Here is a 23,248-nt window from a genome sequence, read left to right as displayed (position 1 = left end):
GCCGACCGTCACCGGTGGTCCTGTTCGAGGCCCGCGTCCCGGGCGCAGCGGAAGCCACTGAAGATCTGCCGACGGATGGGGTAGTCCCAGTTGCGGAAGGTGCCCCGGCAGGCGGCCCGGTCGGTGCCGAAGGAGCCGCCCCGCAGCACCTGGTGGTCCTCGCCGAAGAAGACCTCGGAGTACTCGCGGTACGGGAAGGCCACGAAACCCGGATGCCCCCGGAAGCTGGTGGAGGTCCACTCCCACACGTCGCCGATGAGCTGGTGCACCCCCAGGGGTGAGGCCCCCGCCGGATAGGCACCGACCGGCGCCGGCCACAGGTGCCGCTGCCCCAGGTTGGCGTGCGCGGAGGTCGGCTCCTCGTCGCCCCAGGGGTAGCGCCGGGACCGGCCGGTGGCCGGGTCCCACCGGGCCGCCTTCTCCCACTCCGCCTCGGTGGGCAGCCGCTTGCCCGCCCAGGTGGCGTACGCCTGGGCCTCGTGGAAACAGACATGCACCACCGGCTCGTCGTCGCGGACCGCGGACCAGCGGCCGAAGCGCCGGTACGCCCACCCGGAGCCGTCCCGCCGCCAGTGCAGCGGCGCGCTCAGCTCGGCCTCCTGGCGGTGCCGCCAGCCCTGCTCGGTCCACCAGCGGGGGTCGTCGTACCCCCCGTCGGCGATGAACTCGGCGTACGCCCCGTTGGTCACCGGGGCGGCGTCGATGAAGTACGCCGGCAGCTCCACCCGGTGGGCGGGCCGCTCGTTGTCCAGGGCCCAGGGGTCGGTGTCCGTGCCCATCACGAACGGGCCGGCCGGCACCAGCACCTCCCCGGCCGGTCGTACGGTCGGCTCGGGTGGTGGGGGTGCCTGGAGCACCGCCGGCCCGGAGCGCAGTTGGTGGGTGGCGAGCATGGTCTCGTCGTGCTGCTGTTCGTGCTGCACGATCATGCCGAAGGCGAAGCCGTCGGCGACCAGCGGACGGTTGTCGAAGGCCACCCGGTCGAGCAGGTCGAAGACCTTGTCCCGGACGGTGGCCAGATAGGCCCGCGCCTCGGTCGGCGGCAGCAGCGGCAGGGCGGGGCGGTCCCGGCGGGGCTGCTTGAAGGCGTCGTACAGGTCGTCGATGTCGCACCGCACCGGCTCCCGGCCGCCGACGTCGCGCACCAGCCAGAGTTCCTCCTGGTTGCCCACGTGGGCCAGGTCCCACACCAGGGGGGACATCAGCGGCGAGTGCTGGCGCATCAGGTCCGCGTCGTCGACCACCTCGGTCAGCAGGGCGGTCCGGGCCCGAGTGCGTTCCAGTTCCGCGGCGATGCGGCTCCGCAGTTCCTCGGTGTCCGCCCCTTCGGTAGCGGTGTGGATCACCCTTGCCTCCTTCGTGCCGCAGCCCGCCGTCGGCGCAGCCCTCGGTCGATGTCGTCGTGCAGTGGGGTCGGCAGGTCCAGCCGAGGCAGCCCCGCCCGGGCCAGGTCGAGCAGTTCGGTGGCGGCCGAGGCCAGCGCCGGGTCCCGCAGCCCGTGTCGGGCCGCGACCTGCCACCGGTCGGCCACCGGGGCGGCCACCGCGAAGGCCGAGTCGGTCGTCTCGGGGTCGGCCAGCAGGGCGGCGAGCACCGCCAGGGGCAGCGCCCAGTCCCGGCCCGGTTGGGCGTCCAGATAGCGCAGTTCCAGGTAGCCACGCGGGCGTACCGGTGGGAAGAGGGTGCTGACGTGGTAGTCGAGGTCGTCGACGGTGGGGGGTCGGGACAGCGCTCCGTCGAGCCAGTCGGCGAAGGTGACCCCCGGTGGTGCGGTCCAGTCGCCGTCGCCGTCGCGGACGCAGAGCAGCGGGGCGGCCAGCACGTAGGCGGTCCAGGCGGCCACCGGATCCCGGTCGGGCCGGTCGGGTTCCCAGACCGCGGTGGTCCGGGCCGGGTCGATGCCCAACCAGGCCGCCATGCGGGCCGAGGCCCAGCCGGTGGCCGCTCCGGCGTGCCGGTCGGCGGTGGCGAAGGCGGCGAGCAGGGGTGGCCCGACCGCGTGCACCAGAGCCCAGCGGGCCCGCAGCTGCCCCGGCTCACCCGCGTCCAGGCAGACCTGGAGACCTGCCGTGCTGTACATCATCGTCCGCCCGGCCGGGCCCCGCCGGTCGAAGACCCGGCGCATGGCCCGGTAGCGAGGTGTGTCGATCACCGGTGTGGGTGGACGGTACGGATCGAGTCCGGTGTGCCCCAGCCGCAGCCCCGCGGTGTCCAGCAGGCGGGCCAGTTGGTCGATGTCGGACTGGGTGGCCTGGATCAGGGCGGCCACGGAGGCGCGGGGTGGGGTCGAGATCTCCACCTGGCCACCGGGTTCGACGGTCACCGCGCCGCCGTGCAGCAGTCGCAGCGCCGGGCTGGTCGGATCCAAGGTGGTGGGACTGTAGGGGCCCAGGGCGGCGCGTAACCGCCGGGCCTCGACGGGGCGGGTCGGGTCGACCGCGTCGTGAACGGTCCATTCCAGCTCGACACCCGTGCAGGTCGGTGGCCCTGTCTTGAAGCAGATCCGGGCCAGGTGCCGGGCGGCGGCGGCACGGTCACGCAACTGCGGAACCCGGTCCAGCTCAGGTGACATCACCATGCGACGGCTCCCTCCGCGGCCGGCTCTGCCCCCTCACGTTAGCCGGTACCACTGACATCGGCGGCCCTGTTGACCGGGGTTCAGCACACGAGGAGAAGGGTGCGCCCTCGCACCGACGGGCTGCCGGCCACCGTGGTCGGGCTCCACCGAGGGGAGGTGCGGGTCAGGGGAAGGTGGTGGACCCGACGTCGAGGCCACGCCGGGCCAGCCACTGCGGGTCGGTCTCGGCCAACAGCGCCTGACAGTACGCCAAGACGTTGTCGGCGCCACCGGCCACGATCACCAGTTCGCTGAAGGCCGGGGTGCGCAGCGCCTTCTCCCGCTGCCGTTCGGACTTCGACAGATAGGCCTTGCAGCGGCCGGGTCGGCCGGCGAGGTTGTCGGAGTTTCCGGGGCCGGCCGGCGCGGTGGGCTCCGCGGTCGGCGCGAGCGAATCGGCGGGTGCCGGCAGGCCGGCCGTCGGGGTGGGTCCGGCCTCGCTCGGGGCGACGCTGGCCCCGGGGGTGGCGTCCGGGGTGGGAGTGCTGCTCTCGGGGGCCCTCGGGGTGGGGTCGGTGCCACCCCGGTCGGGCCGGGCCTGGGCGGTGCTCGGTGACGGCGCGACCGCGGCGGTGTACGGGGCGGGTGGCGGCCGGTCGGCCGGGCGGTCCAGTCGTACCGCCGCCAGGGCGGCACCGGCGGTGGCGGTGGCGACCACCCCGGCGATCCAGACCACCGCTCCGGCGGTGAACCGCCGACGCCGGGTGCGGGGCTTCGCCGCCGCCGTCTGATCGTGTCGAGCGGCCCGGAAGGCGGCCAGGGCCGCCTCCTCGCCGGTGAGCTCCCAGGGCCTGGGCGGGGCGGTCGCGGCGTGCAGCAGGGTGGTCAGCGGGTCCGAGGGGGCCGCCGGCCGGGGTTCACGAACGGCCTTGAGCAGGTGTTCGTAGTCGGTCGGCGCAGCGGAGCCCTCCAGCCGCCGCAGGAACATCCGGATTCCCCTCACGTCAACCGTCCACCGACTCGACGTGCGGCGCCTGCGAGCCGGTACGCGGCAGCGGCGGCGTGGCGGTCGCGCCGCTGCCCTCGGCCCGCTGCCCCAGCATCAGCGCCAGCCGACGCAGACCCCGGTGGGCGGCGGTACGCACCGCCCCGGCTCGGCGGCCGAGCACCCGCCCGGCGGTCTCGGCGTCGAGTCCGATCACGGCACGCAGCAGAACCGCCTCGGCCTCCCGGGGCGGCAGGCTGGCGATCATCGCGAGGGCGGCTTCCGTGCCGAGGCTCTCCCCGGCGCGCTCGGCCGTGTCGGCGTCCCCGGCCAACTCGCTGAGTTCCTGCACCGGCACCGGCAGGGCGGGGCGACGGCGTTGCCGCCGCAGGTGGTCCATGGCCCGGTTGCGGGCGATGGTGACGACCCAGGCACGGAACTCCCCACCGCTGAAGTTGGGCAGGTCGCGGGCCACCTGCAACCAGGTCTCCGAGGCTACGTCCTCGGCGGCGTCGGCACCGACCAGGGCGGTCAGATAGCGCAGCAGCCCGGGCTGGAGGCTGCGATAGAGGAAACGGAAGGACTCCTCGTCGCCGGCCTGAGCCGATTCGACGGCCCGACTCAGTTCACCGGACATGGCCTTGCCGCTTCCGTCCTGTCGGCGTGCGTAGCCCCGGGTGCGGGACGAACGTCCCGGGCTGGACCTGTTCCCCGCACCCCGCCCCCGTCAACCTGCTCGTATCCTGGCCGCTGTGGCCCGGATGCGGATTGTTCCCGACAGCACCGTCGACCACAACCACCGGTGTCGCCCAACCGCGGGAACTCGACCCACCTGAGTCGGGGTACAGGGCATCGGTTCCCGCCACAACAGGTGACAAATATCCGCCCTCCTGACCGGCGTTTCGCCGTAACGAGCCGCGCCTGATCGACGCCGACGGCCCTCCGGGCTGATCGCCGACCGGCTATCCGACCCGACCTCGATGCGGGACGCAGCCGCCTCGTCACCTTTGGTCGTCATCGCACCGGCCGGCGCCTCGCCCCCACCCCCGGGAGACCTCATCCGCACGGACGGCAGACGCGCCGATGACGCCCACGGTGGGTACGGTGGTGCCGTGTTGTCTTCGGAGGTCGTACTCAGCGGTCGGTACCGCCTGGACGAACGTGTCGCCACCGGCGGCATGGGCGACGTCTGGCGCGGCACCGACCTGATCCTCGGCCGCCAGGTAGCGATCAAGGTGCTGCTGCCGTCCCTGGTGTCCGACCCCGACTTCATCGCCCGGTTCCGGGCCGAGGCCCGGATGATGGCCGCCCTGCGCCACCCCGGCATCGTGCAGGTCTTCGACTGCGGCGAGGATGAGCTGGCCGGCGGCGGCCGGGCCGACTACCTGGTGATGGAGTTCGTCACCGGCCAACCCCTGTCGAAGCGGATCGAGGCCGAGGGACGTCTGGACATCGCCGAGACGATGTCCGTGGTGGCGCAGGCCGCACAGGCCCTGCACGCCGCCCATCAACGCGGCATCGTGCACCGGGACGTCAAGCCCAGCAACCTGCTGGTGCAGGAGGACGGCACCGTGGTCCTCGTCGACTTCGGGGTCGCCCGGTCAGTCAATGTGACCAGCATCACCAGCACGAACGCGGTGCCCGGCACCGCTCTCTACATGGCCCCCGAGCAGGCCGCCGGACGCCCCGTCTCCGGGGCCACCGACCTGTACGCCCTCGGCGCGGTCGCCTACTGCTGCCTGATCGGCAGCCCGCCCTTCACCGGCGACAACCCCCTCCAGGTGGCCGTACGACACCTCGACGATCCACCGCCGGAGCTGCCGCACGACATCCCGGAGGCGGTGCGGGCCCTGGTCGAGCGTGCCCTGGCCAAGGATCCCGCGGACCGGTTCAGCAGCGGGGCGGCGATGGCGGAGGCGGCCCGCAGCGCGGTGTCGGACAGCTCCCTGCCGACCGCGATGGTGCCGGCCGCCCTGGCGGTCCGCGGCCCCGGGCCGGACACCCGGACGGCCGACACGGTGGCGCAGAGCGCACCGGCAGGGGCCCGGCGAGGGCGGGGCACCCTGGTCGGTGCCCTCACCGCCGTGGTGGTCGGCCTGGTCGCCCTCGGCGCGGCCCTCGGCGCGGCCCGTGAGGCCGACACTCCGGCGGTGCAGGTGCCGAGCAGTCCACCCGCGGCCGGCTCGATCGTGGAGCAGGAGGCCCCGGTCGACGACACCGAGAGCGAGCCGGTGCAGGTGTCGCCGTACCGTCCGGCCGGGTCGACCGGCAGGCCGACCTCCTCGCCCTCCCCCTCGGTGACCACCAAGCAGCCCAGCGAGTCGCCCGAGCCGCCGGCCCCCGAGCCGGAGCCGAGCTCGCCCAGCCCGTCCACCCCCGCCAGCGAACCCAGCTCGGCGCCTCCGCCGGCCTCGTCCGCGCCGCCGACCACCGAGCCGCCCGGCGACAACCCGCCGGTCGATGACAACACCACCAGCTGACTCCGCCCAACACCACCAGAATTCCCCTAAACGGACACCTGGCATCATAATTCGCCCTAGGCTCCCTACCAGCAGTTGCTGGCCGATGCTCGGGAGCCCGGATGCGCATGGAGAAGCTGGTCGTCGTCGGCCAGGGGTACGTCGGACTGCCCCTCGCGATGCGCGCCGTCGAGGCCGGCTTCGAGGTCGTGGGTCTCGATGTGGACACCGATCGGGTCAAGCGGCTCGCCTCGGGTGAGTCCTTCGTGGCGGACATCCCCACCGACCGGCTGGGCCGGGCCCTGGCGAGCGGCCGGTACCACCCCAGCAGCGAGTACGCCGACGCGGAGGACTTCGACTTCTGCGTGATCACCGTGCCCACCCCGCTGCGCGACGGCACCCCCGATCTGAGTTTCGTCGAGAAGGCCGGTACGGCTATCGCCCCGTACCTGCGGCCGGGCTGCACGGTCATCCTGGAGTCCACGACCTACCCGGGCACCACGGAGGAACTGCTGCGGCCCCTGCTGGAGTCGGCCAGCGGGCTGCACAGCCCAGGCGACTTCCACCTCGGCTACAGTCCGGAGCGGATCGACCCGGGCAACCGGTCCTGGCGGCTGGAGAACACCCCCAAGGTGGTCTCCGGAATGGACCCGGCCGCGCTGGACCGGGTCGACGGGTTCTACCGGCGGCTGGTGGAGCGTACCGTCCCGGTGGGTTCCACCCAGGTGGCCGAGTTGACCAAGCTGATCGAGAACACCTTCCGCCAGGTCAACATCGCGCTGGTCAACGAGCTGACGATGCTCTCGCACCAGTTGGGCATCGACGTGTGGCAGGCGATCGAGGCGGCGGCGACGAAACCCTTCGGGTTCATGCCCTTCCGGCCGGGGCCGGGGGTCGGGGGCCACTGCCTGCCGATCGACCCCTGTTACCTGTCCTGGCAGGTCAAGCGCCGGCTCGGACGGCAGTTCCGGTTCATCGAGCTGGCCAACGACATCAACCACGAGATGCCCGAGCATGTCGCGCAGCGGGTGATGGCCGGGCTGAACCGGTCCGGTAAGGCGGTCAGCGGGGCCCGGCTGCTGCTGCTCGGGCTGGCGTACAAGCCGAACACCGGCGACATGCGTGACTCCCCGGCGGTCGACGTGACCCGGCGGTTGTGGGAACTCGGCGCCGAGGTCCGGGCGGTCGAGCCGTACGCCGCGGCGCACCACCTGCCCGAGGGGGTGCTGACGGTGGAACTGACCGAACGGGAGATCCGGGAGGCCGACTGCGTGGTCGTGATCACCGATCACGACGTGTTCGACTATCCCCTCGTGGAGCGGCACGCCCGGTACATCTTCGACGCCCGTAACCGCTGCTCCGGCCCGAAGGTGGAACGCATCTAGGGGCGGCCCCGCCGAACCGACGGGGCCACCCCTGCGGGCCGGGACCGACGCGGGCGACCCCGCCGATCCCGGCCCGAAGGACCATCACAGGTCCGCGAGCGCCTCCACGACCGGTCGACGCAGGGCCCGGCGGGCCGGCAGCACCGAGGCGGCCAGGGCGACCAGCCCTGCTCGGCGGCCAGTTCCCGGTGCACCAGCACCCGGCCCGGCCCGAAGCCGTCGACCTGCCCGGCCACCACGCAGGGGTTTCGAGGCGAAAAGCGGGCTGTCGGGCGCTAGCAGTCGACGGCCAAATGTGACCTGGATCACATCGACCTTGGTAACTGGGGCGTACGGTACGAACATCCTCCTTCCTGTCTCGAAGGGTGTCGCCGATGGACGTATCGACTCCGCCCCGGGGACGGTGGTTACGCCTGACCAGCGCCGTCGCCACCGGGCTCCTGCTAGCCAGCCTCGCCACCGCCACGCCGGGCAGCGCCCAGCCGGTCGCGCAGGTGGCCACCGACTCCACCTCGGCCGTCGAGGCGCCCCTGGGCGTCGACGAGATCTCCAGCAGCCCGAACCTGCGGCTCATCGCCAACCTGCCGAAGCAGTCGCCGTTCAACACCACGAACGCCCTCGGCACCGACATCGCCTTCCAGGGCAAGTACGCCTTCGTCGGCAACTACGACGGGTTCGTCATCTACGACGTGTCCCGCCCCAGCCAGCCGAAGATCGTCTCCCAGGTGCTCTGCCCGGGTGCCCAGAACGACATCTCCATCTACGGTGACCTGCTGTTCCTGTCGACCGACGCCTCCCGCAGCGACGACTCCTGCGGCAGCGTCTCCCAGCCCGCCTCGATCAAGGAGTCGTGGGAGGGCATCAAGATCTTCGACGTGCGGGACAAGAAGCAGCCGCGCTACCTGAAGTCCGTGGAGACCGCCTGCGGCTCGCACACCCACACCCTGGTGCCGGCGAAGAACAACAAGGCGGTCTACCTGTACGTCTCCTCGTACAGCCCGCAGGACGCCTTCCCGGACTGCAAGCCCCCGCACGACTCGATCAGCATCGTCAAGGTGCCGCTGAAGAAGCCGACCGACGCCGCCGTGGTCGCCACCCCGAACCTCTTCCCGGACGGCGGCTACGAGGGCCGTACCGGTGCCTCCGCGACCACCGGCTGCCACGACATCACCGCCTACCCGAGCAAGGACCTGGCCGCCGGGGCCTGCATGGGCGACGGGGTGCTGCTGGACATCAGCAAGCGGGAGGCCCCCCGGGTGCTGCACCGGGTCCGGGACACCACCAACTTCGCCTTCTGGCACTCGGCCACCTTCAACAACCGAGGCACCAAGGTGGTCTTCACCGACGAACTGGGCGGTGGCGGCGGCGCCACCTGCAACGAGACCGTCGGCCCGGAGCGGGGCGCCAACGCCATCTACGACCTCACCGGCCGGGGCGACAAGCGCAAGCTGGAGTTCCGCAGCTACTACAAGATCCCGCGGACCAACGGGGACACCGAGAACTGCGTGGCGCACAACGGCTCCCTGATCCCGGTGCTCGGTAAGGACATCATGGTCCAGGCCTGGTATCAGGGTGGCATCTCGGTGTGGGACTTCACGGACTCCCGCCGGCCCACCGAGATCGGCTTCTGGGAGCGGGGACCCCTGTCGGACACCCAGATGATCGTCGGCGGCTCCTGGTCGGCCTACTACTACAACGGGCACATCTACTCCTCCGACATCCAGAAGGGGCTGGACGTGCTGGCCCTGGAGGACTGGCGGACCTGGACGGCCAAGCTGGTCCACTTCCGTGAGCTGAACGTGCAGACCCAGCCCAGCTATCTGAGCTGGTAGGAGGTCGCTGGGGCGGATCCGGGTCCGCCCCAGCGCATCCCCCTGACCGAGGGTCGTGTTTTGCCCCTGGCGTCCCGGGTACCTCGTCGGCACCTCTGGTACCAGGAAGGGATGCCGAGATGACCCGCACCGAATATCACGTCGTGCCGGACGGTGGCGGCTGGAAGGTCGAGCAGGGCGGCTCCGTGGTCGGCAGGTACGACACCAAGGAGCGCGCGGTCTCCGCCGGGCGCGAGGTGGCCCACGGCAACGAGCCGAGTCAGCTCGTGGTGCACACCGCGGACGGCCGGATCGAAACCGAGTTCACCTACCGGGACGACCCCTACCCGCCGGTCGGCTGACCCCGGACGGATCGCCGGTCGGCGTCGGCAGGTGACGCCGACCGGCCAGGTGTTCCATCCCCCGGTGCCGCCCCCGTCACCTCGGCCGGCTCCGGTGCCGGCCAGGCCTCGGGGGCGTGCGAGGATGGCCGGCCGTGACCGCCATCGGGGACCCCCCGACATCCCCCGCCCGCCGACCACACCCGCTGGACGTGATCGCCGTCGGGCTGGCCCTGGCCGGCGCCGCCTGTGTCGCGACCGGGCTGCTGCCCCGGGCCGACGCCGCCGCCACCCTGACCCGGATCCTGCCCCTGCTGATCTTCCTGGGCACGGTGGTGGTGCTCGCCGAACTGACCGCCGCCGCCGGGGTCTTCGACGTGCTCGCCACCCGGCTGGCGCAGGCCGCCCGGGGCCGCTGGACGGCACTGTTCGCGCTCTGTGTCGGATTCGCCGCGCTGACCACCATCGTGCTCAACCTGGACACCACCGCGGTACTGCTCACCCCGGTGATGCTCACCCTGGCGGTGACTCTGCGTACCCAGGTGGCCCCCCTGGCGGTGACCACGGTCTGGTTGGCGAACACGGCCAGCCTGCTGCTGCCGGTGTCCAACCTGACGAATCTGCTGGCCAGCGAGCGGATCGGGTTGGACCCGCTGGGGTACCTGGGCCTGATGTGGCTGCCCCAACTGGCGGCCATCACGGTCACCGCGGTGCTGCTCTGGTACTTCTGGTGGCGTCGGGACTCCCCGCCCGGCGGACGGTTCCCGCCACCGCAGCTGCACCGGCCCGCCGATCCGGTGCTCTACCGCACGGCCCTGGTCGCCTGTCTGCTCTTCGTCGCGGCGATCCTGCTCGGGGCCCCGGTCGGGCTCGCCTCGGCGGTCGCCACCGGCCTGCTGCTGCTCGGCTTCCTGCTGCGCTCCCCCGGCACCCTGCGCCCGGCCCTGCTGCCCTGGCGGCTGCTGGTCTTCGTCACCGGGCTGTTCCTGGTGATCCAGACCATCGGCCTGCACGGGCTCAACGACCTGGTCGCCTGGCTGGCCGGTGACGAAGGAGGCACCTCGGGGGTGCTGCGCGCCGGGGGCACCGGGGCCCTGCTGGCCAACCTGGTGAACAACCTGCCCGCGTACCTGGCCGGGGAGGCGGTGTTGCCCACCGGGGACCGGCAACGCCTGCTGGCCCTGCTGGTCGGCACCAACATCGGCCCGCTGGCCCTGCCCTGGGCCTCCCTGGCCACCCTGCTGTGGCTGGAGCGGTGCCGGGCCGCCCGGGTGCGGGTGCCGCTGGCACGGTTCCTGCTGACCAGCACCGTGCTGGCGGTCCTCGGCACCCTGGCGGCAGTCGGCGCCCTGCTGCTCACCGGCTGAATCCGATCCGGCTCTTGTTCCAGAGCGCCACCGACCCATAGACTTTGCTTTGCAAAGTTCTCTCCATGACCAAGTTAATGGCAACAGGTGGGAGTGACACATGGTTCAGGGCAACGCCGACGAGGCGGCCACGACCCTCGCCGCCCTCGGCCGACTACGCGAGCGGGCCCACCGGCGGGCCCATGGCGGGGCCTGGCTTCCCGCCCTCGGTTTCGCCGTCCTGCTACTGGCCAGCGCTGCCCTCTACCGCCACCCACTGGCCCAACCCCACTCGATCGAGGCGAAGCACCCGTTCTGGGCAGGGCTACCCGACGAACAGGTCAACCCGGTGGCGTCCTACCTGTTCTGGTTCCTCGGCACACCGATGCTGTTCGCCGCCATCGCGCTCTGGTACGCCTGGCGGGCCCGCCGGCACGGGGTCCGGGTGAGGTGGCCGCTGGCCGCCGCCACCGGGCTCGGGGTCCTGGTGCTGCTCGCCGTGCTCGCGGCGGTGCCGGTCGGCCCGGTGCCGGACGGGCTGGTAGCCGCCTCCGGCCCGCACTGGGCCGGCCTGCTGACCCCGCTGCTCCCCCTGGCCGCCGCCGTCGTCGTGCTGGGCCGGGCCGAACACAGCCGTGGCCTGGTCGCCGCCGGCATCTGGATCGCCGTCCTCACCGCCTGGCTGTGCACCTCCTTCCCGCTAGGACACCTGCCCGGCTGGACCAGCATGCTCATCGGCGGCAGTGGTATCGGCGGCCAACTGCCGCTGCGACCGGCCCACTATCTTGTCCTGATGGCCCTTCCCCTGCTGGTCGCCGCCGCCGTGAACCTGGCGACGGCCCGCCGTCCGCGGTGACCGAGCCCCCCTCCGGCACCCCGGCCACCGGATCGGCGCCGCACCCGGCGACGGCCCTCGACGACGTGGTCCACCAGCGGGTACGCCTCGGCATCCTCACCGTGCTCAGTGAGGCGACCGAGTGCCGGTTCGCCACCCTCCGCGACGAGTTGGGCCTCACCGACGGCAACCTCAACCGGCATCTGCGGATCCTGGAGCAGGCCGGGCTGCTCCAGTCCACCAAGGGCTACGAGGGACGCCGCCCGGTCACCTGGTTGCGGCTGACCCGGGCGGGCCGCACCGCGCTGCGCGCCGAGGTGGCCGCCCTGGAACAACTGGTCAGCCGGATCCGGACCGCCACCGCAACCGACGAGGAGAGCTGACGCGGGCGTCCGTAGCGCGCCGGAACCGACACCGAGCCGCCCGACGGCCGTGACCGGGGCCACGGCCGTCGGACTCCAGGGTCGCCCGCCCCGTGCCGGGCGGCCATGGGGGTCAGGCCCGACGCACCGGCAGGTGCAGCTCGGTGACGCCCTTGTCGGGTTCGTCCGCGCAGTAGTCCAGGTACAACTCGCGGGCGAAGCCATCCGCCCGCCAGCCGTTCTCCTCGATCCACCGGGCCAGCACCTGGATGCTCTGGTCGGCCGTGAGCATCGAACCGTGGTGGACCGTGGTCGCTGCGGTGATCGCCGGCAGTTCCACCACGGTCACGTCCGGGTCCGCCGCGTCGACGTCGATCCCCACTCCGGCGTGCACGATGACGGCCTCACCGTCGTCGGCCGGGTCGTACCAGGCCAGCGCCGGCCCGGCGGGGCGAATGCCGGCGGCCTCCAACCGACGGAACAGCTCCGGGTAGAGCGGGGTCAGCGCGGGCGCGATGTCCGCCCCGTCGTAGCTGCCCGCTACCGCGGACAGCGCCGCGACCCGGATCGGGGAGATCTCCTTGATGACGACATCCTGGCTGCTCATGCGACCCTCCGTCTCGATCATGCGGAGTCTCGCCTCGACGCCGGCCAGGCGGGCGACGTCTGCCGCCATCTGCGCCTCCAACTGTGCTCGACGCAGTCGAAGCATGCCGCGCAACTCGGTGCTGTCGACCGCTTCGTCGAGGATCGCCCGCACCTGGCCGAGCGTCAGCCCCAGCTCCTTGAGGGCGATCACCCGATTCAGTCGGCCCAGTTGGGCAGCGGTGTAGTAGCGGTAGCCGCTGCGCGGGTCGACGGTGGCCGGGCGGAGCAGCCCGATGCTGTCGTAGTGCCGCAGCATCCGTACCGACACCCGGCCCAGGTTGGCGAAATCTCCGATGGTGAACATGGCCCCTCCACTGTCGACGCTGACACGGTGTCAGAGTCAACCCGGCCACCGGGTCAACCAGGCAGCGGTGCTCCGTCGTCTCGGTTGCGAGGCGGTGAGACCCGGTTGCGGCGCGGGGTGACCAGCCGACGCACCATCGGAGCTGCGTTCCACCGGGCCGCGCCGACCAGGTCGCGGGCATGTTCCAGCACGGTGTAGTCACGCCGCGCCCGCCCGGCGGCGATCGCCGCCTCCAGGTCGTTGTCGCAGCGGGACAGCACGCTGTCGAAGTCACGACGGACCGGCTCGGACAGGTGGTAGCCGAAGGCGCGGTGCAGCCGGGCGAACAGCGGCTTGTACAGCCGGGCCCGCTCGTGCAGGCCGGAGGAGTACGACATCGGGTTCTTCGGCCGCCGCCGGATGTAGTCCGGCAGTAGGTCGGCGAAGGCCCGCCGGACGATCCACTTCTCCTGACCCTCGCGCATCTTCAAGTCCACCGGCAGCCGCATGGCCAACTCGACCAGGGCCAGGTCCAGGAAGGGCACCCGGGCCTCCACCCCGAAACCCATGCTGGTGCGGTCGACGCGCTGCAACTCCGTACGGCAGAGGTTGCGGATCTTGTGCAGGAAGAGCCGTCGGGCCGCCTCGGGCCCGACCTCGTGATACATCGGGTACCCGCCGAACAGCTCGTCCGAGCCGTCGCCGGTGAGCACGACCCTGACGCCCAGCTCGGCCAGCCGCCGGAAGATGGGCACCGAGACCACCGCGTTGATGATGTCGCCGTACTCGGTCAGCTCGGAGATCCGGATGGCCTCCCGCACCTCGGCCAGCCGGATGTCGCGTGGCCGCAGCTCGACCACCTCGTGCCGGACGCCGAGGTCGCGGGCCAACCGCCGGGCGTACGCCACATCGGGGCTCTCCGGCACCCCTACGGTGACCGCCACGCAGTCCGGGTGCGCCTGCACGGCGTGCAGCAGCACCAGCGAGCTGTCCAACCCGCCGGAGAGCACCACCCCCACCGGAAGATCGGTGTCCAGGCGCACCCGGATGCTGTCGGTGAGGGTGGTACGGACGAGCAGGGCGGCCTCGTCCGGATCCGTCACCGCCGGCGCCCCGGCACCCAGGGAGAGCAGGTCCACGTACGGCCGCAGGTGGACCCGGCGGTCCGCGTCGACCCAACCGTGGTGGCCCGGCGGCACCTCGACCACCGGGGCCGCCGCCCGGACCAGGGCCTTGATCTCGCTGGCCAGGTGCAGACATCCCGGGGTACGCGACCAGTACAGCGGCTTGACCCCGAGGGGATCCCGCGCCAGGTACACCCGGCGGGTGGCCCGTTCCACGATGGCGATGGCGTACTCGCCGCGCAGCCGGGTGACCATCTGCTCGCCCCACTGCGCGAAGGCGGCGAGCACCACCTCGGTGTCGCTGCCGCTGCGGAACCGGTGGCCCAGGCCGCTCAGCTCCGCCCGCAGCTCATGGTGGTTGAAGACCTCCCCGTTGTAGCAGAGCAGCCACCGTTGGTCGGCCGACACCCAGGGCTGCACCGCCCGGTCCCGATCCACCACCGGCAGTCGGCGGGTGCCGGCGAGCAGGCCGGCCTCGTACCGGGTCTCGGTGACCTCCCCCCGGGTGGCCAGCACCGCCAGCATCCGGCGGAAGATCACCGGATCGGCCTCCGGGCCCAGGCTGAGCACGATTCCGCACATCGCCTCAGATCCCCATCTCGGCTTCGTAGGCCCGGCGCAGTCGGGCGGTGGCGGTCGGGGCCAGGCAGATGTGCCAGGCCTGCCCCTCGTCGACCACGTTGATCTCACCGCAGCGCTGCCGGTCCAGCAGCAGCCCGGCCAGGGTGTCCCGGACCCCGAAGTGGTCGAACCACTGCATCTCCAGGTCGGCCGCCCAGCCCAGGCAGTGCCCGCTGGGCACCATCGCGGCGTACCCCAGGCGCCGCAGCCGGTACTGGTGCTCGGCGCTGCGCACCAGGCTGGTCACCCAGAGCGGCGGGGTGCCGGCCGGGGTCACCGCAGCGAACTCGCGACCCAGGTCGTTGAGCAGGGCCACCACCTCGCGGCGGGCCCGGCGGAACAGCAGACCGGCGGTACGCGGAGTGGCGCGCGGCAGCATCCGACGACGCAGGGCGCGTGCTCCCCGGCCGAGCAGGTTGCGGGGTTGTCCGGTGTAGCGGAAGTTCAGCAGATCCCGCCGCCGCAGCCACTCCAGGTCGACCAGTTCCAGACTGTGCTGGACCTCGGTGTCGGTGAGGAAGGTGGCCGCCTCCCGCCACCACATCACGTCGATGCGGGACAGCAGGTAGATCCGCACCAGGGCGGTCAGGTCGGCGGCGGAGCTGCGGGTGTTGGGCTGGTACCGGGCCATCTCCAACAGCAGGGTCTCCCGGGCCCCGACCAGCCCCTGGGGGGTGGCGTCCAGGACGGCGGCCAGGGCCGGCTCCCGCAGCCGCTGATCGATCAGCACCTGGCGGGCCTTGGTGCTGCTGGCCGAGGCGAGCGCCCCCACCTCGACGAGCAGTTCCGCCACGGCCCGGCGGTAGGCGTCCAGATCGGGTCCGGTGGCGGCCGGAGGTCGTACCGGGCCGCGCGGGCGACGCCGGGCCGGGGCGGCAGGAGGACCAGGCCGTTGTCCCGGACTTCGACTGGGCACTCGCATGGTCGGGTCCTCTCTCCCGGTGAAGGGTTCGCCTGTCGCCGACACTAACCACACGTACCGGGATGAGTCCGAACAATCCTCCTATCTTCCCTGAAGGGGTGTGGAGCGGCCTTATCGCCACTGGTCGTTGCCGGTGTTGCGGTGGTCGCCGCAGTGCGCCCGCAGTGGTAATGAAAAACTTGACCCATGAGTTCCACGCCCGTACTGCCGGACCCGTCCACCGAACCGCCCGCCTTCGCGGACCTTGGCCTGCGTTCCGAACTGCTCGCCGCGCTCTCCGCGCTCGGCTACGAGGAGCCCACGCCGATCCAGCGGGAGGCCATCGGCCCGCTGCTGGCCGGTCGGGACCTGCTCGGGCAGGCCGCCACGGGCACCGGCAAGACGGCCGCGTTCGCCCTTCCGCTGCTGCAACGGATGCCCGACGAGCGACCCACCGGCGACCCGGTCGCCCTGGTGCTGGTGCCGACCCGGGAACTTGCCGTGCAGGTCTCCGAGGCCTTCCACCGCTACGGCAAGGATCTCGGGGCCCGGGTGCTGCCGATCTACGGCGGCCAGCCGATCGGCCGGCAGTTGCGCGCCCTGGACAACGGGGTCGACGTGGTGGTGGCCACCCCGGGCCGGGCGTTGGACCACATCGCCCGGGGCACCCTGCGGCTGGGCAACCTGGCCACGGTGGTGCTGGACGAGGCCGACGAGATGCTCGACATGGGTTTCGCCGAGGACATCGAGGCGATCCTGGAGCACGCCCCCGAGCAGCGGCAGACGGTGCTGTTCTCGGCCACCATGCCGGCCCGCATCGACGGGATGGCCCGCGCCCACCTGACCGACCCGGTCCGCATCCTCATCGCCCGGGAGCAGCCGCTGGCCGGGGAGGCCCCCCGGGTACGCCAGAGCGCGTACCTGGTGGCCCGGGCGCACAAGCCGGCGGCCCTGGGCCGGGTGCTGGACGTCGAATCACCGACCGCGGCGATCGTGTTCTGCCGCAGCCGGGAGGAGGTCGACCGGCTCACCGAGACCATGAACGGGCGCGGGTACCGGGCCGAGGCGCTGCACGGCGGGATGAGCCAGGAACAGCGCGACCGGGTGATGGGCCGGCTCCGCGGCGGCACCGCCGACCTGCTGGTCGCCACCGACGTGGCGGCCCGTGGTCTGGACGTCGAGCAGCTCAGCCACGTGGTCAACTACGACGTGCCCTCGGCCCCGGAGTCGTACGTGCACCGCATCGGCCGGGTCGGCCGGGCCGGGCGGGAAGGGGTGGCGATCACCCTGGCCGAACCCCGGGAACACCGGATGCTCAAGACCATCGAGCGGGTCACCGGGCAGCGGATCACCATCGACAAGATCCCGACGGTGGCGGACCTGCGTACCCGCCGACTGGAGCTGACCCAGGCGGCGCTGCGGGAGAGCCTGCTGGAGGACGACCTCGACCCGTTCCGGGTGATCGTCGAATCGCTCAGCGACGAGTTCGACCTGATGGAGGTGGCGCTGGCCGCGGTTAAGCTGGCCCACGAAGCCACCCTGCCGGGCACCGAGGAGGCCGCGGAGGAGATCCCCCAGGTGGCGGTCCGTGCCCCCCGGGAGACCCGGCCCGGGGCCGACGGCCGGGGCGACCGCCGTCCGTCGAGGCCCCGCACCACCGGCACCACCCAGGTCTTCATCGGCCTGGGCCGCCGAGCCGGGGTGCGTCCGCAGGACCTGGTGGGTGCCATCACCGGGGAGACCGGCATCCGGGGCCGCGACATCGGCTCCATCGAGATCGCCGACCGGTTCTCCCTGGTCGAGGTGCCGGTCGCCGTCGCCGACGAGGTGATCGCCGGGCTGCGCAACAGCACCATCAAGGGCCGCAAGGCCACCGTACGCCGCGACCGGGACGGCGGCGACGGGGGCGGTGCAGAGCGGCGGTACGACGGCGACCGCCGGGACCGCCGCTGACCCACAACTCAGGAAAGGGTCCCCTGCCGTGCGTTGGCAGGGGACCCTTTCCTCACCTCAGGCGAGGGTGAGCGTGCGGGTGTCGGCCTCGGCCGGGCGCAGCGCCAAGGCCAGGACGTCGGCGACATCGGCCAGGGTGTGCACGGTCAGCGCCTCGCGTACCTCGGTGGGCAGGTCGTCGAGGTCCGGCTCGTTGCGGGCCGGGATGATCACCTCGGTCAGACCGGCCCGGTGGGCGGCGAGCAACTTCTGCTTGACCCCGCCGATGGGCAGCACCCGGCCGGAGAGGGTCACCTCGCCGGTCATCCCGAACTCGGGGCGTACCGGCCTGCCGCTGGCCAGCGACGCCAGGGCGGTGACCATGGTGATGCCCGCGCTGGGGCCGTCCTTGGGCACCGCACCCGCCGGGACGTGCAGGTGGATCCGCCGCCCGGCCAGGGCGTTGGGGTCCAGGCCCAGGCGGCGGCCGTTGGCCCGCAGGTAGGACAGGGCGATGTGCGCGGACTCCTTCATCACCTCGCCGAGTTGACCGGTGAGGGTCAGTCCCGGCTCGCCCTCCATGCTGGTCGCCTCGATGAACAGCACGTCTCCCCCGGCGCCGGTGACCGCCAGGCCGGTGGCCACCCCCGGCACCGCCGTACGCTGCGCCGACTCCGGCGTGTGCTTGGGCCGACCGAGGTAGCGGACCAGGTCGTCGACACCGACCCGGACCGGGGCGGGGTCGGCGGTCAGGGTCACCGCGACCTTGCGCATGATCTTCGCCAGGGCCCGTTCCAGTTGGCGTACGCCGGCCTCCCGGGTGTACTCCCCCGCGATGCGACCCAGCGCGGCGGAATCCACCTCCACCTCCTCGGCGGTCAACCCGGCCCGTTCCCGCTGCCGGGGCAGCAGGTGGTCCCGGGCGATGGCGACCTTCTCCTCCTCGGTGTAGCCGTCCAGGGTGACCAGTTCCATCCGGTCCAGCAGCGGGCCGGGGATGGCCTCCACCACGTTGGCGGTGGCCAGGAACAGCACGTCGGACAGGTCCAGGTCGACCTCCAGGTAGTGATCCCGGAAGGTGTGGTTCTGGGCCGGGTCGAGCACCTCCAGCAGGGCGGCGGCCGGATCGCCCGCGTACCCGGCGGAGAGCTTGTCGACCTCGTCGAGCAGCACGACCGGGTTCATCGAGCCGGCCTCACGCAACGCCCGCACGATCCGGCCGGGCAACGCGCCGACGTAGGTACGCCGGTGTCCCCGGATCTCCGCCTCATCGCGGACCCCGCCCAGGGAGACCCGGACGAACCTGCGGCCGAGCGCCCTGGCCACCGACTCGCCGAGGCTGGTCTTGCCGACCCCGGGCGGACCGGTCAGGGCCAGCACCGCCCCGGAACCCCGGCCACCGACCACCCCGAGGTCCCGCTCGGCCCGCCGGTTGCGTACCGCCAGGTATTCCAGAATGCGGTCCTTCACATCGGACAGACCGGCGTGGTCGGCGTCCAGCACGGCCCGCGCCGCGGTCAGGTCGGTGTTGTCCTCGGTACGGGTGCTCCACGGCATCTCCAACACCGTGTCGAGCCAGGTACGGATCCAGCCCGCCTCCGGGGAGGCGTCGCTGGCCCGTTCCAGCTTGCCGACCTCGCGCAGCGCCGCCTCGCGTACCTTCTCCGGCAGGTCGGCGGCCTCGACCCGGGTCCGGTAGTCGGCCGTGCCGTCCGGGGCGTCCTCGCCGAGTTCCTTGCGGATCGCGGCCAGCTGCTGGCGCAGCAGGAACTCCCGCTGCGTCTTCTCCAACTCCTCGCGTACCTCGGAGTTGATCTGCTCGGTGACCTCCTGCTCGGCCAGGTGGTCCTTGACCCAGCCGACGAGCAGTTCCAGCCGGGCGGTGACGTCCGGTGCGGCCAGCAGTTCGGTCTTCTGCCCCAGGCTGAGCCAGGGCGCGTAGCCGGCCGAGTCGGCCAGTTCGGACAGGTCGGTCATCCGCTCCACGGCGTCGATGACCTGCCAGGCACCCCGTTGCTGAAGCACGGCGGTGACCAGGGCGCGGTATTCGCGGGCCAGTTCCCGGGCCCGGCCGGCCGGGGCGGGTTCGTCGATCTCGGACGCCTCGACCCAGAGCGCCGCGCCGGGACCGGGTACCCCGGTGCCGATGCGGGCGCGGGCGATGCCGCGGATCACGGCGGCCGGCTCGCCGCTGGGCAGCCGGCCGACCTTCTCGATGGTGGCGATCGCGCCGACGGAACCGTACTCGCCGTCCAGGCGGGGCACGGCCAGCAGCCGGTGGTCGCCGGTGGCACGGGCCGCGTCGACCGCAGCCTGGGTGGTCGGGTCGAGGGTCACCGGGATGACCATGCCGGGCAGCAGTACGGCGTCGGTCAGTGGAAGTACCGGAAGAGTTGCCATCGAACACCTGCTATCCCATGAGTTGAGCGTGTCAGGCTCAAGTCACGAAGAACCCTCATTGTTCCTCGATGTGATCCAGAACACCGGAACGGTCTTACGTGACCTCCCCGGAGGGGGACCCTGCGCCACCTCTGCAAGCAAGGTGACCTATTCGGGATTTCATTGAAGCGCAAAACGCCACCCGCAGCAGGGCGTGCGTTTGTTGCGCAATTGGCGGCGCATACGTCAAACTTTGACCACACCCCGCCACACACAGGGAGTAGTCAACGATGGCGAGAAAAGTAATCACGGTGCTTACCGACGACCTCGACGGCGGTAAAGCCGACCGAACGCTCGAGTTCAGTCTTGATGGCGTGGCGTACACCATCGATGTCTCCGACGAGAACGCGGGAGTCCTGCGCAAGGCGTTGGATCCGTTTATCAATGCCGGACGCAGGCTCGGGCGGGGCACCGACCTCGGCCGCACCGTTCGTCGTACCACCGGCCCGGCGACTCCCGGAATGAACCGGGAGCAGAACCGCGCCATCCGCGAATGGGCGGTCAGCAACGGATACAAGATTTCCGAGCGGGGTCGCATCCCGGTCGAGGTGGTCGAGGCGTACAAGAACCGCTGAACGACGCTCGCCTGCGCAACTCGCAACGTGCGATATTTCCCCCGACCACCAGGGCCGCCCGGAGGAGTCCTCCCGGGCGGCCCTGGTCGTTGCGAGTCAACTCACGACATCAGTTCACCTGAATCCGTACCGCGTCGAAGGCCGGGGTCTGGTTCGCCCGCTCCGCCATCGGGATCCGGTGCGATCCGTCACCGGCCCAGACCGCGCACTGGGCGATACCCGATTCCGGCAGACCCGGAATCTGAATGACCACGCTGTCCGGCTGGCGGCCGCCGCCACCGTCCTCGGTAGCGACGAAGAAGGCCGGCACCGGATCGGGGGCGGGCGCCTCGTTCGTGTTGTTCAACATCCGGCACGCGGTGTGGAAGTGCCCCCGGGTCAGCCCCTCGCCGTTGAGCAGGGAACTCTCCAGGTAGTAGCCGCCCTGCCCGGCCGGCAGGAAGCGGTCCCGGACCAGGTTACGGGTGCTCACCCGGATGGCGAAGCCCTGGTTACGGTTGATCTGCTGGGGAAACTCGGTGATCAGCAGCGACGGGTTGTTGGCCGCGGAGCCGACCTCACCGAAGGCGGTGCTGATGCAACGGTTGCCGTTCTGGAAGCCGTCGTGCGGCTGCAACCGGCTGTTGTTGCAGTTGTTCGCCAGCACCTGGAGGCCGTTGTTGCCGTTGTTCGGGTTGCCCCCGTTGTTGTTGCCACCACCGTTGTTGTTGCCACCCCCGTTGTTGGGATTCCCATTGTTTCCGCCGTTGTTGTTGTTCACCGGCCGCACCTGGCAGTTGGCCAGATCCGCCAGGCCGCGCGGACGCGGACCGAACCGGTCGATGGCGATGGTGATCCGGTCCAGGGTGGCCCGCCGCTTGCTGGCCAGCGGACCCAGGATGGCGTTGTTGATGAAGCCCTGCCCCCTGTTGCCCTCGGCGGCGAGTCGCTGGTCGGCCTCGGTGATCTGGGTCTGCAACAGGCCCAGGTTCCGGTCCACCTCGGCGCGGGCCCGATCGGGCACCTGAGGCAGCCGGCTGACCACGTCCGGGCAGGCCACAGCCTGGGAGCCGGTGGCGGCACCGCCGCCGTTGCGGGTCTCCTGGCACTCCTCGATGGTCTGCTGTCCGTCACCCCAGTGATTGGTCACCCACCGGCCATTCTGGAAGGTGCGGGTGGTGGTGGCACCACGGGCGGCCGGCGCGGTGGCGCCCGGAATCGGGGCGACGCACTCGGCCGCCACCGGACGGGGCTGCTTGTTCGGCCGTCGGTCACCGGCCGATGAGATCTGGGTAACGGCGACCACCCCGCCGAATACGGCGAGCGTGGCACCGACGGCCAGCAGTCGCTTCGTCCGCGTGTTACCGGATGGTCGGCGCGACCGGGGGGACCTGCGCATCGAATTGCTCTCCTTCTCGATCCGGTACCTGATTCGTGACTCGACGGACCGAACGGAATCGTGGTGGCACGCCCGGCGGACATCCGAACGCGCCGATGGCACGTCGACTGACGACGATGCCCTTTCCGCACCGTCTCCCGCGCCTGTCGGTGCGGGTCGGGGAGATCCTGTCCATTCCCGGTGAGGTACGGACCCGCCAGGGGGGCCGGTTCAAAGTCGGCTGACTTTTTTTCGCCACGGGGCGCGGCGGCAGCATCGGTGGAGGTGTTCCACCGGCGGAGGTCAGAGCTGACAGAGATGGTCGTACGGGAAGCCGTCGGCGAGTTCCTCGCGGCGATCCCGCAGTCGTTGAATGTCATCGCGCAGTTCCGCACGATCGACCAGAACCGGAATGTCGGCCTCCAGCCGGCGCAGCCGGTCGCCGACCGCCAGGGTGGCCAGATCCTCGGCCAGGCGAGCGGGATCCACCCCGCAGGAAAGACGGTGGACCTCAAGCGACACCCGTTCCACAAGGCACTCGCCGGGGCGTACCTCGACCCAGGCCCAGCCCTCGGCCGGGCCGGCGGTCCACCGCACGTGCAGCCCCCGCAGGATCGGGTCGGCCAACCGTCGGGCCACGTACGCCTCGACCGCGTCGGCCCGGGCCAGGGCGCCCAGGTCGTTGACCGCGCCGGTGCGGCCGTCGGGCAGCCGGCCGATGATGTCGCGGAACCCCACGGCGGCCACCTCGGTCCCGGCGCCACCCTCGGCGTACCGGCGGGCGTCGATCAGGTAGGTCAGGATGCCGGGCCCGTGCTCGGTCGCGTTCAGGGTGGTCGAGACGATCCGCAGGACCGGCAGACCGACCGCGGCGGTGACCGCTGCCATGGCCCGCTCGGCGCGACGGGCGGCCGGGTCGGGCGACGGCGGCCGGAACTGCACCGCGAACTCGACCTGGTCAGCGTCGGCGGCCCCGACCACGAGGTCGAGCGGTTCCCGGGCGGCGAGGTTCCACTGGTTGGCGGTCAGGCCGGTGGGCCGCCGCCGGATCAGGTCACCGAGGCGCAGGCCGGCGTACACCCGCCGCCCGGCGCGCAGGAGCACCTCGCCGCGTCCCGCCCCGACCGGGATCATCGCCGGCCGGGAGTCCTCGCCACCGGTCATCGTCGCATCCACCCCATCCTGCCGCCGATCGACCGAGTCTAGGATGACGATCATGCGGGTCCTCTGCCCTGGGCCCACCCCGAGGCCCGGCAGGGTGGGTTTTCGGCGGCCTGGTGAGGAGGT

Annotated in this window: 20 protein-coding genes; 9 read left to right on the top strand and 11 right to left on the bottom strand. The window is 71.8% G+C overall.

Going from position 1 to position 23,248, the window contains the following annotated elements; translation table 11 throughout:
- Positions 1 to 8: 8 nt before the first annotated feature.
- The 4 genes from egtB to OIE53_RS05255 all read right to left on the bottom strand — a co-directional run bounded on the left by egtB (position 9) and on the right by OIE53_RS05255 (position 4,179).
- Positions 9 to 1,343, bottom strand: a complete 1,335-nt coding sequence (gene egtB, locus OIE53_RS05270) for an ergothioneine biosynthesis protein EgtB (protein WP_393338514.1) — start codon at positions 1,341 to 1,343, stop codon at positions 9 to 11.
- On the bottom strand, positions 1,343 to 2,578 hold the full coding sequence (gene egtA / locus OIE53_RS05265) for an ergothioneine biosynthesis glutamate--cysteine ligase EgtA (RefSeq protein WP_327025430.1): 1,236 nt from the start codon (positions 2,576 to 2,578) through the stop codon (positions 1,343 to 1,345). Before egtA ends, egtB begins: the two co-directional genes overlap by 1 nt.
- A gap of 163 nt (positions 2,579 to 2,741) precedes the next feature.
- Positions 2,742 to 3,560, bottom strand: coding sequence for a hypothetical protein (locus tag OIE53_RS05260; RefSeq protein ID WP_327025429.1), 819 nt, complete (start codon positions 3,558 to 3,560; stop codon positions 2,742 to 2,744).
- Between the two features lies 1 nt (position 3,561).
- Positions 3,562 to 4,179 carry an RNA polymerase sigma factor gene (locus OIE53_RS05255; protein WP_327025428.1) on the bottom strand — a complete coding sequence of 206 codons (618 nt, stop codon included), beginning with the start codon at positions 4,177 to 4,179 and terminating at the stop codon, positions 3,562 to 3,564.
- 475 nt (positions 4,180 to 4,654) lie between these two features.
- Here OIE53_RS05255 and OIE53_RS05250 point away from each other — a divergent pair, with 475 nt between their 5' ends.
- Positions 4,655 to 6,022 carry a serine/threonine-protein kinase gene (locus OIE53_RS05250; RefSeq protein WP_327025427.1) on the top strand — a complete coding sequence of 456 codons (1,368 nt, stop codon included), beginning with the start codon at positions 4,655 to 4,657 and terminating at the stop codon, positions 6,020 to 6,022.
- Between the two features lie 101 nt (positions 6,023 to 6,123).
- Positions 6,124 to 7,386, top strand: coding sequence for a nucleotide sugar dehydrogenase (locus OIE53_RS05245; RefSeq protein WP_327025426.1), 1,263 nt, complete (start codon positions 6,124 to 6,126; stop codon positions 7,384 to 7,386).
- An 84-nt stretch (positions 7,387 to 7,470) separates the two neighbouring features.
- Here the strand turns inward: OIE53_RS05245 and OIE53_RS05240 are convergent, their stop codons facing one another.
- Positions 7,471 to 7,731 carry a hypothetical protein gene (locus OIE53_RS05240; RefSeq protein WP_327025425.1) on the bottom strand — a complete coding sequence of 87 codons (261 nt, stop codon included), beginning with the start codon at positions 7,729 to 7,731 and terminating at the stop codon, positions 7,471 to 7,473.
- Positions 7,732 to 7,760: 29 nt separating this feature from the next.
- Between OIE53_RS05240 and OIE53_RS05235 the strand changes: the two genes are divergently transcribed.
- The 5 genes from OIE53_RS05235 (at position 7,761) to OIE53_RS05215 (ending at position 12,102) form a co-directional block, all read left to right on the top strand.
- Positions 7,761 to 9,218, top strand: coding sequence for an LVIVD repeat-containing protein (locus tag OIE53_RS05235; RefSeq protein WP_327025424.1), 1,458 nt, complete (start codon positions 7,761 to 7,763; stop codon positions 9,216 to 9,218).
- Between the two features lie 119 nt (positions 9,219 to 9,337).
- Positions 9,338 to 9,559 carry a DUF2188 domain-containing protein gene (locus OIE53_RS05230; RefSeq protein ID WP_327025423.1) on the top strand — a complete coding sequence of 74 codons (222 nt, stop codon included), beginning with the start codon at positions 9,338 to 9,340 and terminating at the stop codon, positions 9,557 to 9,559.
- 134 nt (positions 9,560 to 9,693) lie between these two features.
- A complete protein-coding gene (locus OIE53_RS05225; RefSeq protein WP_327025422.1) occupies positions 9,694 to 10,905 on the top strand; it encodes an SLC13 family permease in 1,212 nt (403 codons plus the stop codon).
- A 100-nt stretch (positions 10,906 to 11,005) separates the two neighbouring features.
- The gene (locus OIE53_RS05220; protein ID WP_327025421.1) at positions 11,006 to 11,740 is read left to right on the top strand and encodes a hypothetical protein; all 735 of its coding nucleotides are present in this window, start codon (positions 11,006 to 11,008) and stop codon (positions 11,738 to 11,740) included.
- Positions 11,737 to 12,102: a winged helix-turn-helix domain-containing protein gene (locus OIE53_RS05215; protein ID WP_327025420.1), complete on the top strand. Its 366-nt coding sequence runs from the start codon at positions 11,737 to 11,739 to the stop codon at positions 12,100 to 12,102. The genes OIE53_RS05220 and OIE53_RS05215 overlap by 4 nt, the downstream gene beginning before the upstream one ends.
- A 112-nt stretch (positions 12,103 to 12,214) precedes the next feature.
- Here the strand turns inward: OIE53_RS05215 and OIE53_RS05210 are convergent, their stop codons facing one another.
- The 3 genes from OIE53_RS05210 to OIE53_RS05200 are packed head-to-tail and all read right to left on the bottom strand — an operon-like array spanning position 12,215 to position 15,679.
- On the bottom strand, positions 12,215 to 13,033 hold the full coding sequence (locus OIE53_RS05210; protein ID WP_327025419.1) for a MerR family transcriptional regulator: 819 nt from the start codon (positions 13,031 to 13,033) through the stop codon (positions 12,215 to 12,217).
- 53 nt (positions 13,034 to 13,086) lie between these two features.
- Positions 13,087 to 14,718, bottom strand: a complete 1,632-nt coding sequence (locus tag OIE53_RS05205) for an asparagine synthetase B family protein (protein ID WP_327025418.1) — start codon at positions 14,716 to 14,718, stop codon at positions 13,087 to 13,089.
- A gap of 4 nt (positions 14,719 to 14,722) precedes the next feature.
- The gene (locus tag OIE53_RS05200) at positions 14,723 to 15,679 is read right to left on the bottom strand and encodes a hypothetical protein (protein ID WP_327025417.1); all 957 of its coding nucleotides are present in this window, start codon (positions 15,677 to 15,679) and stop codon (positions 14,723 to 14,725) included.
- Positions 15,680 to 15,865: 186 nt separating this feature from the next.
- Here OIE53_RS05200 and OIE53_RS05195 point away from each other — a divergent pair, with 186 nt between their 5' ends.
- Positions 15,866 to 17,611 (top strand): DEAD/DEAH box helicase, encoded by a 1,746-nt coding sequence (locus OIE53_RS05195; RefSeq protein WP_327025416.1) that lies wholly within the window; start codon positions 15,866 to 15,868, stop codon positions 17,609 to 17,611.
- 57 nt (positions 17,612 to 17,668) lie between these two features.
- On the opposite strand, the gene lon is transcribed toward OIE53_RS05195, so the two are convergent.
- Positions 17,669 to 19,990, bottom strand: coding sequence for an endopeptidase La (gene lon, locus OIE53_RS05190; RefSeq protein WP_327025415.1), 2,322 nt, complete (start codon positions 19,988 to 19,990; stop codon positions 17,669 to 17,671).
- A 269-nt stretch (positions 19,991 to 20,259) separates the two neighbouring features.
- On the opposite strand from lon, the gene OIE53_RS05185 reads away from it, so the two are divergent.
- A complete protein-coding gene (locus OIE53_RS05185) occupies positions 20,260 to 20,604 on the top strand; it encodes a histone-like nucleoid-structuring protein Lsr2 (protein WP_327025414.1) in 345 nt (114 codons plus the stop codon).
- Between the two features lie 109 nt (positions 20,605 to 20,713).
- Here the strand turns inward: OIE53_RS05185 and OIE53_RS05180 are convergent, their stop codons facing one another.
- Both OIE53_RS05180 and OIE53_RS05175 read right to left on the bottom strand, forming a co-directional pair.
- Entirely contained in the window at positions 20,714 to 21,982 is a 1,269-nt protein-coding gene (locus OIE53_RS05180; protein WP_327025413.1) for a hypothetical protein, read from the bottom strand.
- Positions 21,983 to 22,264: 282 nt separating this feature from the next.
- Positions 22,265 to 23,179 (bottom strand): hypothetical protein, encoded by a 915-nt coding sequence (locus OIE53_RS05175; protein WP_327025412.1) that lies wholly within the window; start codon positions 23,177 to 23,179, stop codon positions 22,265 to 22,267.
- Positions 23,180 to 23,248 lie beyond the last annotated feature (69 nt).

It is taken from the genome of Micromonospora sp. NBC_01739, assembly GCF_035920385.1.
Lineage (GTDB): Bacteria > Actinomycetota > Actinomycetes > Mycobacteriales > Micromonosporaceae > Micromonospora.
This window is presented reverse-complemented; position numbering and strand designations above follow the sequence as displayed.

Coding starts and splice junctions, on each gene's coding strand:
- egtA (WP_327025430.1), bottom strand. CDS start 2,578: ATGGTGATGTCACCTGAGCTGGACCGGGTTCCGCAGTTGCGTGACCGT.
- OIE53_RS05220 (WP_327025421.1), top strand. CDS start 11,006: ATGGTTCAGGGCAACGCCGACGAGGCGGCCACGACCCTCGCCGCCCTC.
- OIE53_RS05205 (WP_327025418.1), bottom strand. CDS start 14,718: ATGTGCGGAATCGTGCTCAGCCTGGGCCCGGAGGCCGATCCGGTGATC.
- OIE53_RS05235 (WP_327025424.1), top strand. CDS start 7,761: ATGGACGTATCGACTCCGCCCCGGGGACGGTGGTTACGCCTGACCAGC.
- OIE53_RS05210 (WP_327025419.1), bottom strand. CDS start 13,033: ATGTTCACCATCGGAGATTTCGCCAACCTGGGCCGGGTGTCGGTACGG.
- OIE53_RS05185 (WP_327025414.1), top strand. CDS start 20,260: ATGGCGAGAAAAGTAATCACGGTGCTTACCGACGACCTCGACGGCGGT.
- OIE53_RS05195 (WP_327025416.1), top strand. CDS start 15,866: ATGAGTTCCACGCCCGTACTGCCGGACCCGTCCACCGAACCGCCCGCC.
- OIE53_RS05175 (WP_327025412.1), bottom strand. CDS start 23,179: ATGATCGTCATCCTAGACTCGGTCGATCGGCGGCAGGATGGGGTGGAT.
- OIE53_RS05200 (WP_327025417.1), bottom strand. CDS start 15,679: ATGCGAGTGCCCAGTCGAAGTCCGGGACAACGGCCTGGTCCTCCTGCC.
- OIE53_RS05240 (WP_327025425.1), bottom strand. CDS start 7,731: ATGTTCGTACCGTACGCCCCAGTTACCAAGGTCGATGTGATCCAGGTC.
- lon (WP_327025415.1), bottom strand. CDS start 19,990: ATGGCAACTCTTCCGGTACTTCCACTGACCGACGCCGTACTGCTGCCC.
- OIE53_RS05180 (WP_327025413.1), bottom strand. CDS start 21,982: ATGCGCAGGTCCCCCCGGTCGCGCCGACCATCCGGTAACACGCGGACG.
- OIE53_RS05230 (WP_327025423.1), top strand. CDS start 9,338: ATGACCCGCACCGAATATCACGTCGTGCCGGACGGTGGCGGCTGGAAG.
- OIE53_RS05245 (WP_327025426.1), top strand. CDS start 6,124: ATGCGCATGGAGAAGCTGGTCGTCGTCGGCCAGGGGTACGTCGGACTG.
- OIE53_RS05255 (WP_327025428.1), bottom strand. CDS start 4,179: ATGTCCGGTGAACTGAGTCGGGCCGTCGAATCGGCTCAGGCCGGCGAC.